Origin of the sequence: Marseilla massiliensis (assembly GCF_016899855.1) — a bacterium.
In the GTDB taxonomy this organism is placed as follows: Bacteria; Bacteroidota; Bacteroidia; order Bacteroidales; family Bacteroidaceae; genus Prevotella.
The window spans coordinates 22,302-36,972 of the sequence record NZ_JACJJG010000008.1; the positions used below are offsets into that span (position 1 = coordinate 22,302).

The 14,671-nt window shown below is 47.8% G+C and carries 10 protein-coding genes and 1 tRNA gene; 5 read left to right on the top strand and 6 right to left on the bottom strand.

Annotated features, from left to right (window positions below):
- Positions 1–105 precede the first annotated feature (105 nt).
- The 5 genes from H6A34_RS03305 to sppA form a co-directional block, all read right to left on the bottom strand.
- A tRNA-Phe gene (locus H6A34_RS03305) sits at positions 106–178 on the bottom strand.
- 224 nt (positions 179–402) lie between these two features.
- Positions 403–1,473, bottom strand: coding sequence for a thiamine-phosphate kinase (thiL, locus tag H6A34_RS03310; RefSeq protein ID WP_021947151.1), 1,071 nt, complete (start codon positions 1,471–1,473; stop codon positions 403–405).
- Positions 1,474–1,638: 165 nt separating this feature from the next.
- On the bottom strand, positions 1,639–2,451 hold the full coding sequence (locus tag H6A34_RS03315; RefSeq protein ID WP_205103446.1) for a purine-nucleoside phosphorylase: 813 nt from the start codon (positions 2,449–2,451) through the stop codon (positions 1,639–1,641).
- A complete protein-coding gene (gene lpxK, locus H6A34_RS03320; protein WP_205103447.1) occupies positions 2,336–3,508 on the bottom strand; it encodes a tetraacyldisaccharide 4'-kinase in 1,173 nt (390 codons plus the stop codon). Before lpxK ends, H6A34_RS03315 begins: the two co-directional genes overlap by 116 nt.
- A gap of 85 nt (positions 3,509–3,593) precedes the next feature.
- Positions 3,594–5,366 carry a signal peptide peptidase SppA gene (gene sppA / locus H6A34_RS03325; RefSeq protein ID WP_205103448.1) on the bottom strand — a complete coding sequence of 591 codons (1,773 nt, stop codon included), beginning with the start codon at positions 5,364–5,366 and terminating at the stop codon, positions 3,594–3,596.
- A gap of 112 nt (positions 5,367–5,478) precedes the next feature.
- Between sppA and H6A34_RS03330 the strand changes: the two genes are divergently transcribed.
- A complete protein-coding gene (locus tag H6A34_RS03330) occupies positions 5,479–6,222 on the top strand; it encodes an SDR family NAD(P)-dependent oxidoreductase (protein WP_205103449.1) in 744 nt (247 codons plus the stop codon).
- Between the two features lie 16 nt (positions 6,223–6,238).
- A complete protein-coding gene (locus H6A34_RS03335) occupies positions 6,239–6,919 on the top strand; it encodes a lipocalin-like domain-containing protein (RefSeq protein ID WP_205103450.1) in 681 nt (226 codons plus the stop codon).
- Between the two features lie 117 nt (positions 6,920–7,036).
- On the opposite strand, the gene H6A34_RS03340 is transcribed toward H6A34_RS03335, so the two are convergent.
- Positions 7,037–8,335 carry a threonine/serine exporter family protein gene (locus tag H6A34_RS03340; protein ID WP_205103452.1) on the bottom strand — a complete coding sequence of 433 codons (1,299 nt, stop codon included), beginning with the start codon at positions 8,333–8,335 and terminating at the stop codon, positions 7,037–7,039.
- 761 nt (positions 8,336–9,096) lie between these two features.
- On the opposite strand from H6A34_RS03340, the gene H6A34_RS03345 reads away from it, so the two are divergent.
- Genes H6A34_RS03345 through H6A34_RS03355 form a run of 3 tightly spaced genes read left to right on the top strand, consistent with a single transcriptional unit; the run spans position 9,097 to position 14,657 of the window.
- A complete protein-coding gene (locus tag H6A34_RS03345) occupies positions 9,097–10,290 on the top strand; it encodes a glycosyl hydrolase (protein ID WP_021947158.1) in 1,194 nt (397 codons plus the stop codon).
- Positions 10,287–11,432, top strand: a complete 1,146-nt coding sequence (locus H6A34_RS03350; RefSeq protein ID WP_021947159.1) for a hypothetical protein — start codon at positions 10,287–10,289, stop codon at positions 11,430–11,432. Before H6A34_RS03345 ends, H6A34_RS03350 begins: the two co-directional genes overlap by 4 nt.
- 18 nt (positions 11,433–11,450) lie before the next feature.
- Complete coding sequence (locus H6A34_RS03355; protein ID WP_205103454.1) at positions 11,451–14,657, top strand: SusC/RagA family TonB-linked outer membrane protein; 3,207 nt, start codon at positions 11,451–11,453, stop codon at positions 14,655–14,657.
- Positions 14,658–14,671: the final 14 nt, after the last annotated feature.

Here is a 14,671-nt window from a genome sequence, read left to right on the forward strand (position 1 = left end):
GTGTTTATGTAAATAATATAAATAGTGTTTTACCTATGTTTTACCGAGATGAAACAAAAAACGTTGCAACTATTTCAGTCACAACGTTTTACAAAGTTTTGAAAGTGGTACCACCAGGAATCGAACCGGGGACACAAGGATTTTCAGTCCTTTGCTCTACCAACTGAGCTATGGCACCATCATTATCGCTTTTGCGTGTGCAAAGGTAGTAAAATAATTTTCAGTAGCGGCATTTTGACAAATAAAAAAGCGGCATTTTAACTTCTTTTTCGAATTAACCACACTCTGAACCAGTCCTTTTTATTACAAAATAACGCAAAAACATGCCATTCATCATGCTTTACATAAAAAATTGGCCACATCATATCTTGATGTGGCCAACAACATATCGTAAACTTCATCCTAATCTTTTAACGGATTCCAGCCTTGAGCTTTAAGCTCAAACTCGGCATTGTCACGCGTTACGAGTATTTTACCAAACTCGCTCTTTGTAATATGTCCTATGAGTTTGACATCTTCAAGCCGTTCAATCTTGTCATGATCGCCTATAGGTACCGTAAACAACAATTCATAATCCTCACCTCCGTTCAATGCGCATGTAGTAACATTCATGTTCATCTCTTCGGCCATAACCGCTGTCTGATAATCTATAGGGATGTTTTTTTCATATATTCTGCAGCCACACTTACTCTGCTCGCAGATATGCATCAGTTCGCTGCTTAGTCCGTCACTGATATCCATCATTGACGTAGGGCGTATGTTCAAGTCGCGCAACTGCTTCAAAACATCGCCACGGGCTTCGGGCTTAAGCTGGCGTTGCAACAAGTATTCCTTACCCGCAAAGTCCGGCTGGAAATTAGATAGAGCCTCTAAAGCTTGCTTGTCATTCTTTTTCCTTGCCTCGTCAACCTGCTGATAGTAAACGGATTTCTCGCGTTCAAGCAACTGCAGACCCATATACGCCGCGCCTAAATCGCCTGAAACACAAATAAGGTCGGTGTCTTTTGCCCCGTTACGATAGACAATTTGCTCCTCCGAACATTCACCGATACATGTTATACTGATGGCAAGGCCTGTATAAGACGAAGTCGTATCGCCACCTACAATGTCCACGTTCCATTTATCGCAGGCCATTCGCAAGCCGCTATAAAACTGCTCCATGTCCTCAACAGCGAAACGCTTGCTCAAGGCTATGCTTACAATCATCTGGCGAGGTGTACCGTTCATGGCAAATATATCGCTAATATTTACCATTGCCGACTTGTAACCGAGATGTTCAAGATCTATGTAAGTAAGGTCAAAATGTACCCCCTCCATAAGCATATCGGTAGTGACAAGCACTTCTGTATTAGGATAATGCATCACGGCGCAGTCATCCCCGACACCGTATTTGGTTGAAGCGTTCTTGACTTTCAGGTCATCTGTAAGATGATGTATCAAGCCAAACTCTCCAAGTTTCGCAATATCTGTCATTGTCTGTAATTAATAAAAGCCGAAAAGGGGCAAATAGTAAACACGCAATCGTGAACAACTTATCCACAGATTTAATGCATCCGGATTGTCTGTCGTAATACACAATCCGTTATACATCTTACGTATATACAACTATTTGCCCCTTTTCATTTTGTTATTCAAGGTTTAAGCGTTTCTTTTAATCATCTCTCTCATGATTTCGGTCATTATAGGCTGTGCCTTATTAGCCGCTATCTGCACCTCCTCATGACTTACCTCCACAGGCTGGTCTTCAAGCCCGAGGTCAGTAATGATACTTATACCGAAAGTCTTAATACCGCAATGATGCGCAACGATAACCTCCGGCACGGTACTCATTCCCACTGCATCGCCGCCGAGGCGGTGATACATTTTATACTCAGCCGGAGTCTCGAATGTTGGTCCTTGCACTCCAACGTATACGCCATGAACGACACGTATACCTTTCTCCTTAGCTATAGCATCAGCTTCGGCTATCAGTTTCTTGTCATAAGCCTCGTGCATGTCAGGGAATCGCGGTCCCGTCGGGAAATTCTTTCCACGTAACGGATGTTTCGGGAACAGGTTGATATGGTCGGTAATAATCATCAAGTCACCGATCTTGAAATCCGGATTCATGCCTCCGGAAGCATTGCTTACAAACAGGGTCTTAATTCCCAGCTCGTACATCACTCGTATCGGGAACGTAACCTGCTTCATGCTATATCCCTCATAGAAATGGAAACGCCCCTCCATAGCCATGATATCAACACCGCCAAGCTTTCCGAATATCAGCTTTCCGGCGTGTCCTTCTACCGTAGATACAGGAAAATTAGGTATCTCAGTATAAGGGAATTCATAACTGTCAGTTATTTCTGAAGCTAATTGTCCCAGGCCTGTGCCCAGTATTATTGCCGTTTTTGGACTTGTTGTCATCCTTTCTTTTAACCAGGATGCTGTTTTTTGAATTTTTTTGTACATAACCGATGATTTTATTGTTAAACTCCTCTTCTTGTCCAAGCATGAACTTCACCCTGACAGGCAGCGTGAAAATACTATTCCTGACCTCGTCAGACAGACCTTTCATACAAGACAGTCGAGCATTGTCTTTTTCTGTTGTAATAATTATTTTAGGTGAGGGCAAGCCTCCAAACATTTCGTTAATAAGTTCAATGTCCTTCTTCCTGAACTGATGGTGGTCAGGAAACGTCAGCGGTGTTATATTATCCGAATATTCCTTCAGGTCATAAATCATCTGTTTGGGCGACGCAATTCCAGTAAGCAACAATACGTTCTCATTCTTGTCCAAACTGTCCAAGCTTCTATCCTCACCGCAAAAAACAGGATGAAGAGCCTCATATTCAAACGTTGTAAAATACAACTGCTGATAAGGAAAAAGGTTCATCGCCTTGATGATAACCCTATATTCCATCGGCTTAAGATCCTTAGGACACTTTGTAACAATGACGATGTCTGCCCGTGCCTTGCCGCTTTGCGGTTCCCTAAGACGCCCGGCAGGCAACAGCTTGTCATATATTATCAACCTGTGATAGTCAACAAGCAGGATGTTGATTCCCGGCTTTACGTACCTATGTTGGAAAGCATCATCAAGCAAAACCACATCGGTGTCTTTAGTCTGTTCATCGCCTACAATCCTTTCAATGCCATGACATCGGTTCTTGTCAACGGCCACATGCACTTCTGGAAACTTCGTCTTCATCTGGAATGGCTCGTCCCCAATATCCTTCATTTCTGTACCATCTCCGGCAAGTACGTATCCCCTACTCTTCCGTTTATACCCACGGCTCAGGACAGCCACTTTAGCGCTGTCCTTTAACAAGCGGACAAGATACTCAACGTGTGGAGTCTTGCCTGAACCGCCTACAGTTATATTGCCGACGGATATCACCGGGATGTTAAAACTCCGGCTTTTCAGTATGCCAAGCTCAAACAACTGGTTACGAAACCTTACGCCAAGCCCGTAAAGCCAGCTCAGCGGAAGCATCCACTCGTTGATTTTTATGAAGTCGCCTTCCATGTATTAAAGGATAAAACAGCAGATACTGCGTACAGATAAAGGGCTTTATTATGCCATAACAGCCATATCCGAAAGCCTTACAGTATTATTTTATATTTACGACAAACGGCACACGGGCCTGTATTGCAGACTGGTTCTGAATATTTTTCATCATTATAAACGGCTCATAATACTCTCCCAGAGCCTGGCGCATTTGCGCATTTACGTAACTGCCTCCAGACATTGAGTTCATAAATTTGTCTAACCAATCGGACTTGCCCGGATAAGCAGACGTATGGTATTCCTTTAATTTTGCCAGCTGGGCAGCCTTTGCTACAGCCTTGTCAAGACCTCCAAGCTCGTCAACGAGTTTTATTTTCAATGCATCCTGCCCCAACCATACATGGCCTTGAGCTATTTTCTCCACTTCGGCCACATTCATCTTACGTCCTTGGGCAACACGTGCACGGAACAAATTGTAACCTCTGTCGATATACTTGTTAAGGTAATTCATCTCCTCTTCATTAAACGGACGTGCAGGAGTGCCGAAAGCGCTGTGGCGGTTGGTTTTCACTTCATCAAACTTGACGCCTAACTTCTGTGTGAGCAAACCGCTGAAATCAGGGAACATGCCGAATATGCCAATACTTCCAGTAAGCGTAGTAGGCTCAGCCACTATCCAGTTAGCGCCGCTACTTATATAATATCCGCCTGAAGCGGCCATGCCACCCATCGAAACAACTACCGGTTTCTTCTTTTTCAACAGCTCTACATAATGCCATATCTGCTCAGACGCATAGGCGCTTCCACCGCCGGAATTAATGCGCAACACCACTGCCTTGACATCGTCATCCTCCATCAGGTCCTTCAGGTCGTCACATACGGTCTTTCCTACGATGTTATGTTCTTCCGAAAACACATCACCTGCACTTGAGTCAACGATGTCGCCATAAGCGTAATACACGGCGATTTCGTCACCTTTTCTCTCCTTGTTCTTAACCTGTTTCATTTCGGCAAGGCTCACGGTATTGACATCAGCGTCAGCATCTTTCTTCAACAACTTGTTTATTTCCGTCTTGATTTCGTCGCTATATATGAGCTTGTCTGCCAATTTATACTTCACGTAATCCTTAGGATCAGCCAAAGTAATGAAGTTGTCGGCATAAGAATTAAGTGTTTGAACACTTATCTTGCGACTCTCCGACACTCCTTTGCACACATTCTGCCATATTCCGTTAACGTAAGCAGTAACCTGTTCACGGTTGGCATCACTCATCTTGTCAGCAGTGAACATCTCCGGCGCACTCTTGTACGTTCCCACTTTTGCCAACTGCATCTTTACTCCGAACTTGGCCATAAGGTCTTTCAGGAAGATAGGCTGCGACGAAATGCCATGCCAGTCTATCTGTCCGCTGGGATTAAGGTACACCTTGTCTGCCACAGATGCCACATAGTAATTACCTTGGGTATAAACATCACCATAGGCGATTATCCATTTCCCGCTCTTCTTGAAGTCGAGAAGAGCATTGCGTACAGCGGCAAGCGAAGCATAAGAGTCGGCCGCCATCATTCCCGCCTCTATATATATGCCCTTTATTTTATCGTTATTCTTAGCCTTGTCTATTGCGCTAAGCACATCATCGAGACCTATTACGCCGGTATCATTTCCACCAAACTGGCTCATGAATGTTTCTTCTGAACGTTCGTTAAGCATGCCCGACAGTTTCAATACCATTACCGTATTGTCGCTGACGTCCTTTGCTGAACTCTCGGAGGCAATCATGCCAACTACGCACATTACTCCTATTACGCCCGTGATAAGCGAAAAAACTATCAGACCGACTACCGTGGCTGACATATACTTAAAAAAGTCTTTCATATTATAACCGGTTATTTTTGTTTTGTGTACAAAGATACGGATTTTATTTTATTTTGTCTGAAAAAACAGCCAAAGTTTTACCATATCGCCAAATATTAGTATTTTCGCACTTATGAAACACGCAATAATCGTAGGCGCCTCTTCAGGCATGGGGCGCGAGGTTTGCAACATACTGCTATCCGACGGCTGGAAAATCGGCATAGCGGCAAGGCGCGAGTCGCTGTTGGAGGAGATAAAAGCCTCATGCCCAGACCGAGTCGAGGTCATGAAAATAGATGTTACGGCTCCTGACGCCGCCGAAAGGCTGTTGTCATTGGCGGAACGGATGGGCGGAGTAGACCTGTTCCTGTATTCTTCGGGTATCGGAAAGCAAAACAGCAGACTCGACACAAACATCGAACTGGCAACTATTGATGTCAATTCAAGAGGATTCACGGCCATGATAGATACCATGTTCAACTACATGGCGGCCCACTCCGGCGGACACATTGCCGTAATATCGTCAATCGCAGGCACCAAAGGACTTGGCGCTGCGCCTTCATACAGCGCCACAAAAGCGTTCCAGAACACTTACATACAAGCTCTTGAGCAGCTTGCCTACATGCGTGGATTACCCATACGCTTTACCGACATTCGCCCGGGCTTCGTTGATACCGACCTGCTTGCCGGCAGCAGGCATTATCCAATGCTGATGGACAAGACACGGGTGGCACGCTCCATTGTCAGGGCCATATACTCCAAACGCCATGTCAAGGTTATCGACATGCGTTACAGAATGCTTGTTTCTGCGTGGAGACTTATCCCCAAATGGCTTTGGAGGAGGATGAAGATACAAAATGAGAACACTACCCCATAATAAAAAACATATTGACATGAAAACAAAAAACAATTGTTGGTTAGGAATATTTGCCGCTATATGCCTGTCAGGGTATTCCTTATCTTGTAACGGACAGGCAAAGATAGAAGGTACATGGCTGGAGCCAATACCCGGGATGGAGAACAGGCTGCAAGGATTCAAGCTGGAGGACAACGGCAAAGCCTCGTCAATCAACATGGCTACCCTCCTGTACGATAGCTGGAAACAGGACGGCAACCATCTTATACTTTCCGGAAAAAGCATAGGCAACGGCACAACCTTCGCGTTTACCGACACGCTCGTCGTGGACAACCTGACGGAAGACAGCCTTATATTGAGAAGAGACGAAATGACATTGAGATATGCCCGCAACGGCGGACGGAAAGCAAGGAAAAGCATACCTATGACAAAACTGACGCCAGCCAAGCGCAACAGTTTCATAACCAAGGGAACATTGATATTTGCGCACGAGACGCGTTCGTTCACACCAGAGGGAGAGGACGAGGCTTATTGGATTACGGACAAATCAGGAAAACTGGCCGAAGAATACGACAGATTGACCGAAGGCGTGAAAAGCGGAACTCCTGTCCATGCCGAACTTGAGGTTGTTGACATGGGTAAATCAAACGAAGGCTTTGCAAAATCGTATAAAAGCGTATATAAAGTGGTGAAGATACGCAAGATTTCAAAAGACTGATTAAACGCTGCCTGTTTACGCACGCCCAATAGTCAAAAGGCATTAACGACAAGGGTGGATAATTCGTTTATACAACACTTACGAATTATCCACCCTTGTCTTTAATCCGTCATTATATTATTTTCTCGTCACCGAGAACGAATGGCGGTGGAAAATGAATATCGGTATTATACAACCTACCACCATTCCGAACATGACCAATACGGTAAGTGACGAGTTTGAAAAGAACCTCGTGACATATTCCATCGTATATTCACCGGGCAGACGCACTATATTAATAAGGTCGCGTACAGCCTTGTAGGCAAACATGCCGGGCACCATCGGCAGTAACGACGGAAAGGCGAAGCACTCTGCGGGGCAGTGTATGCGCATGGCGAACGGAACAGAGAGCAGGCCTATGACGAAGCCCGCAATGGTAGAGGCCGTCACCTGGTCGAGCATTATGCCCTGATTGTGCATGAGAAAATAGCGAATGCCATGGCCGACGCATGCCAGCAGGGCACAGATGAGCAGGGCCTTGCGCGGCGGATTGCTGATGATGGCGAAGCCAACACCGGCCACGGCGGCAAACAGTCCGTCGGCAATGGCGGCACGCACCACGTCGGGACGCACCACCTTGGTAAACGTGGTCGGGTCTATATCGAATATAACGACCGTTGCCGAGAGGCCAATGGCTATGCAGATGATAAGCAGGCACGCATTGGCAAGACGGGCTATGCCGTCAAGCACGTGGTGGTCAACGATATCCATCACGCCGTTAATGAGCGGAACTCCAGGCACAAGGTACAGCATTGACGTTCCGAGGGACATGTCCTCGGTGCCGCCATGGAAATAAACGAAATCCGAAACGCCTATCATTGTCGACACGAAGGCGCAGATGACAAACACGGCCAACTGGTTGAGCCCCCGCCGTGTCAGCTCCTGGCGGATGTAAAAGCCGACGAACGTAGCCACCCACACTATGGCCATAGAAGTCAGATTGCCGTCAAACAGGCGGCAGAAACATGCGTTTGCGAACGAGACGAGCAGCAATACCGTCCAGCGGCTCTCGCGTTTCTCCATCACGATTGACTTGAAGCGGCGCCAAAGCTCCTTCAGCGGCAGTTTCTCGTCAAAGGCCTGCCACGACAGCTCGGACAACTTCATGTTTATCTTGAAGTTCAGCGGTATGGCGGGTGTCTTCTTGATGTAGGTATAAGTGTGGCTGTTCTCGTTGTCAAGCAAGGTAATGCTCAGCGTCTTTGGGAAAATAAGCAGGTTGACCTTGTAGCCGAACGAGCGCGCTATGCGCACCGTGTTGAGCTGGATTCGTGACGTCTGCGCCCCTACGGCCATCAATGTTGATGCGTATTCGGCAAGGAACATGGCGGTATCTTTCAGCGCCTCGTGGATGTTTTCATTACTTTCCTGTTGCATTTTTGTATCCTGAAACGTTCGTATGCGTATAAAAAACGGCTGCAAAATTATATCTTTTATTATGAAACACAAAATATTTTTTTGCATTTCTATACATTTATTTGCCATGCGCCACGATTGCACGAGGCAGCCAAGACGCGCCTTATCCGTAACGCCTCTGCCTGCAACGGCAACACTGGCTACGACTGCCGTGACGTCGGCACTGCAAAAACCGTAAGCAAAAAAGCCTTATCCGCTTACGTTCAACGCCGTCAGGCGTGGCAAAAAGTCGTGATTATAACATAACAGCCCATGTTTGCTTTCAAAACAAAAGGCCGTCTTTCGTGTTGTAAAAGACGGCCTTCGGGAAGGCAAAAGACGGTCTTTCGCAAGCCCATACACCGCGAACGACAACCGCTATACCACCATGTAAAACGCCCGACAGCCAATAGGCTGCATGACGTCAGCAGCATCCAGTCAGCCAAACGGCACACTGATACATTATAAATAACACGGCGGAAAGAAACAGCAGGCCGCAACCTTCACTTCTCGCTGCCGCCGGCCATTTAAACATGGACCAAAAACATTGTGTAAAACTTTATTATCATGAATGCAAACCTATTTTCACACCAAAGGCCGTGGCGTGCTTCGCATATTTTATCAGATGATGATACTATTATGACAAAGGCCGAAAATTGGAAATAAAAACCTTTTCCCGTTAATGTTCTTTTCATATTTTTGCAATGTTAATCTAAAAGACCAAGGAACTTTAATCAAAAAAAATGACCTACTATTTACTTTCTAACAGACAGAAAAACCGCAATGCCCGATGCCTGATACTAAGGGTTGCCTGCCTTGCCGGCATGCTCATTTTATCAATAGGGGCTGGCGCGCAACACAAACTTTGCAACCCCGGCGCAACCGAAGAGGCACGTAAAGTGTACCAGGTTCTGTGGGACGTGTACGGCAAGCAGGCCCTGTCGGCCACAGTAGCCAACGTCGACTGGAACATCAAGGAGGCCGAAAACGTGTACGAATGGACGGGGAAATGGCCGGTGATGAACGTGTTTGACTTCATCAACTTCCGCAGTTCAAAAGATGTAAACCCTAACGGCTGGCTCGACTACAGCGACATATCTACAGTAGAGAGCTGGTGGAAGCAAGGCGGGCTGGTAGGCTGTATGTGGCACTGGAACATGACTGCCAACGACGGCACGAGCCAAACCTGCACCCCGGGAACCGAGCCCGGACAGACAAGCTTCGACATCTCAAGGATAGACGACACCAACTCTGATGAATACAAGCAGGTAATCAAGGACATAGACCAGATAGCCAAGTATCTCGGCAAAATGCAGGAAGCCGGCATACCCGTCATCTGGCGACCGCTGCACGAAGCCGCCGGCAACACTTACGAGTATGAAGGCGGCCAGGCATGGTTCTGGTGGGGCGCCAAGGGCGCCGGCCCTTTCAAGAAGCTGTGGCGCCTTATGTATGACAGGCTTGTCAACCACCACAAGCTTAACAACCTGATTTGGGTATGGACATCACAGGCCGGTTTCGACGACCTGTGCAACGCTTACGTTGCCGACAGCGCATGGTATCCCGGCGACGAATACGTCGACGTAGTGGCACGCGACAACTATGCCGCACTGGAATATCCCCTGAAAAAAGAGTATGACGCACTTTCGGCCAAATATCCGGGTAAAATCGTGGCGCTTGCCGAATGCGGCAACGGCGATGAAGTGAAAATGGCCCCGTGGAGCGAGATATGGAACGAAGGCTCACGCTGGTGCTGGTTCATGACATGGTACGACTACAGCTACAACGCAGGACAAAGCCAGGAACACAAGTTCGCGGGCAAGGAATGGTGGACCGACGCATTCAACAGCGGTACCGTAATCGACCGGACAGCATTCAAGCCTATGCTTGACAAAACATACAAATATGTCCTCACCAAAAACAACAAGGTATTATGAAGCAACTTAAAATAATGGCAGCGCTCATGGCATGCCTCTTCACGGCCATCGGCATAACGGCTGCCGAGCGCACTATCCTGCTGGGACCGAAAACAATCGGCCCGGGATGGAAAGACAATATCGTAATACAGCCTGAACAGTTCGCGGTAACAGGCGTGGGCGACATTATCACAGTTTATGTTGACAACGTAAAAGGCGGTGCGCAAGGCGCGTTCCAAGACCCGGCCGACTGGAAGGGCGTAGCCCCAGAATACTCATACTTCGGCATTTCGGGCCCGTTCCGCATGAAGGTCACTCAAGACATCCTCGACAGGATAAAGCAACGAGGACTTGCCATCGGAGGCCATGACTACCGTATTCTAAGGGTTACCCACATTCCGGCAGCAGAGATGGTCGAAAAGGTGGTATACCGAGGTCCATCAGTCTTGATGAAAGACGATTGGAGCGCAAGTGCAGCCATACAGAAGAGTTGTTTCGATGGTGTCAAGGTAGGCGACGTGCTCCATTTCAAGGTAAGCCGTGTCGAAGAAGGCGCCGCGGCGAAGATAATGGACTTCACGTGGAACACGATGGACGCAGGACTTGACGGCATGCCTGTAGGCCAAGACGGCTTCACATACCCGATCACCGAACAGTCACAACTTATCAAACTGCAGTTGGCAGGGGCCGACGGAATAAGCATGCGTGTAGGCGGCAAAGGCTACAGACTGGAGAAAATAGCTGTAGTCTCATTTACGGGAACACGTGACGAAGACATAAGTACAGCGCAGCGCGCGCCACGCGAATATGAGCTGCAGCCAGGCGAACTGTTCCATGGCGAAAAGGAGTTTCCTGCCGACTGGAGCGGCAACCTGCGTTTCACTGCCGAACCGTTCCGGAAATGCACCGAAAGCGACTGTATCGTGATAAGCTACGAAAAGCTGCTGCCCGACACAACACCACAACTGTCGTTCCGGATAAACCGAGGCAAATGGCTCGACCTAACCGGCTCGAAAGATCCCGTATGGTACAAGCTCGACGGAAACGACATCGTGCTGACGCTCGATGCGGCAATGCTTGACAGGCTTAAGACGGCCGGCATGGTTATAACCGGCGTAGGAGCTACGGTTACAAGGGTTTACATTTTACACATTGACAACTAAAATCTCAAATAAACAAATATGTATAAACTAATGTTATGGTGCTTCATGCTGTTCGCATGGTGCGCTAACCTAAACGCGCAGAACGTAGTCAAAGGCTCGGTGCTTGACGCATCGCACAACAACGAGCCGCTGATTGGCGCCACTGTGCAAGTGCCAGGAACGTCGACAGGCGTGGTGGCAGATTTGGATGGTAACTTTACAATCTCTCTCCCTGAAGGCAAGAACGTCATTCAGGTGTCTATGATTGGTTACAAGACGCAAGTAATCAACGTTAAAGGAAAGACCAGCGTACAGGTTCTTCTTGAAGAGGAGGCCAACGAAATGGAAGAGCTCGTAGTTGTAGGCTACGGTACAATGAAGAAGCGCGACCTCAGCGGCTCCATCTCGCAGATAAAAGGCGACGACCTTATGCAGGGTAACGCTACTGACGTAGCTCATGGACTGCAAGGCAAGATTGCAGGTGTACAGGTTAACCAGAGCGACGGTTCGCCTGGCGCAGGAGTCACTATTACCGTGCGTGGCGCCAACTCTTTCACAACCAGTTCGCAGCCTCTCTACATCGTTGACGGCGTACCTTACGGAACAAACCCCAACGGCACTCCGTCGTCAAGCGCCAACGAGGGCAACAACCAGTTCTCGTCACCGCTGTCGATGATCAACCCTAACGATATCGAGAAAATCGAGGTGCTCAAGGATGCATCGGCTACAGCCATCTACGGTTCACGTGGCGCCAACGGCGTTGTCATCATTACAACAAAGAAAGGAAAAGAAAGCGACGGTGGTAAACCAACCATCGAGCTTAACGTAAAGCTGGGTATACAAACCGTGGCGAAGCGTCTTAATGTGCTCAATCCATACACTTACGCAATATACCAGAACGAGCAATACGCCAACAGCCATTACTACGAAGGCAGCACAGCGGCGTTCCCTTACCGAGGTGAATGGGATTACCCGTACGTAAACGGCAATTACATATATGATGCGGGTACATATAACCCCAGCCCCGAAGATTTCCTCAACCCGGGCATACGCACTGACGAATACGGTAACGTTGACGAAGTGGCCATTGCTGACTGGCAGGACGAGATTTTCCAGACTGCTTTCCAGCAGGACTACAGCGTAAGCGTAAGTAACGGTAACAGCAAGGGCTGGTACAACTTCTCGGGTAACTTCACGAAGCAGGACGGTACGATAAAGAACACGGGCTTTGAACGTTACGGTATTTCAATCAACATCGGTCGCCACATAACCGACTGGCTGGAGATTGGTACAAGCTCGTTCTTCACAAATACGACAACGGACTTCCAACGTACCGGTTCCGAAAACACCGGTGTAATACGTTCGGCACTTATCTTCCCGCCTACCTACGGAGTGCATACCGAAACTGAACAGCTCGATGAATTAAACTGGCTCGCGACCAATCCTGTAAACTATGTAAACGGAGCAAAAGACCAGCTGAAACAAATAAGTTGGTTCTCAAGCAGCTATGTTGAAGTAAAATTAGCGCCATGGTTGCGTTTCCGCCAGAACCTCGGTCTTGGATATAACGACGGACACCGCGGTACATACTATGACCGCCACACCCAGGAAGGACGTACTCCAAACAATGGTTTGGCAGGAAAGGCTACAAGCATATGGAAGAGTTTTACCGCGGAAAGTATCCTTACGTTCGACAAGAAGTGGGGAGTACACGCCCTTAACGCAGTAGTCGGTATGACATTTGAAAAAGGAACGGGCGAAAATACGTCAATGTCGGCAACAAACTTCCCGACCGACTACACCCAAGACAATGACATGAGCCTTGCGCTCGACCGTGCGACAATAGCCAGCAGCACAACTGAACAGGCTCTCGAGTCATTCCTCGGACGTATCAACTATACCTTGATGGACAAATATATCTTCACGGCAAGTGTCCGTACCGACGGTAGCTCAAGTTTCGCTGAGAACAACAAGTGGGCAACCTTCCTCTCCGGAGCGTTCGCATGGAGGGCAAGTGAAGAGAAATTCATCCAGGACCTCAACATTTTCTCTAACCTGAAGTTCCGCCTCAGCTTCGGACAAACAGGTAACCAGGCCATCGGTGCGTACCGTACGCTCGAAATGCTGAATGCCGCTAACTATCCGTATAACGGTAATCTTGAAGGTGGTATGTCCATGGTTGACTGGCGCGGACCGACCAATCCCGACCTGAAATGGGAAACGACAGACCAATTCAACGCCGGTATCGACATGGGATTCATGGACAACCGTCTTTCGTTCACGGTTGACTACTATTATAAAAAGACGCGTGATCTGCTCCAAAACGTCACCATTCCTGGCAGTTCCGGCTTTACCCAAATGCTTGTAAACAGCGGTAACGTAACCAATGAAGGTCTTGAGTTCACGCTCAACTACGACGTATTCCGCAAATCTCCGGTAAGATGGAATATCGCGGCTAACCTCTCTTTCAACCGCAACCGTATCGGAGGACTTGAAGGTGACCAGTACGCAACATCGCTTTGGAGCGCTGCCGACCAGGCATTCCTCCAACGCAACGGCTGTCCTATAGGAACTATCTACGGATATGTTGAGGACGGATTCTTCGACAACATTGCCGAAGTGCGTTCGTTCCCTGCATACGCCAACCTTTCAGACGCGGCTGCATTGCAACGCGTAGGCGAGATAAAGTACCGTGACTTGAACGGAGACGGACAGATAACAGCTGCCGACCGCACGATAATAGGCGACACTAATCCCGACTTTACGTATGGTTTCACCAGCAACCTGTCGTGGAAGAACTTTACACTTTCATTCATGTTGCAAGGTTCGCAAGGCAATGACATCCTGAACTACAACCTCACAGACATCGAGATGGGCAACTACGGAAACATCACACAGGAAGCATACGACTCCCGATGGACGGTAGAGAACGCCGCCAACGCTAAATGGCCGAAACCAACCGCAGGATACACACGCGAATGGCTGTTCAGTGACAGATATGTTGAAAACGGCAGCTACCTTAAGATGAAATACATCACCCTGTCATACGATTGGCTTAAACCGTTCCCTGGAATCCAGAAACTGAACATTTCGTTCACTGCAAACAACGTCTTCACCATCACAAACTACAGTTGGTTTGATCCTGACGTAAATGCCGGTGGAGCAAATGCAGCAACACCTGGAGTTGACAGTTATTCATATCCGAGCGCGCGTACATTTACGCTTGGACTCAATTTCACATTCTAAACAGATATATAAAA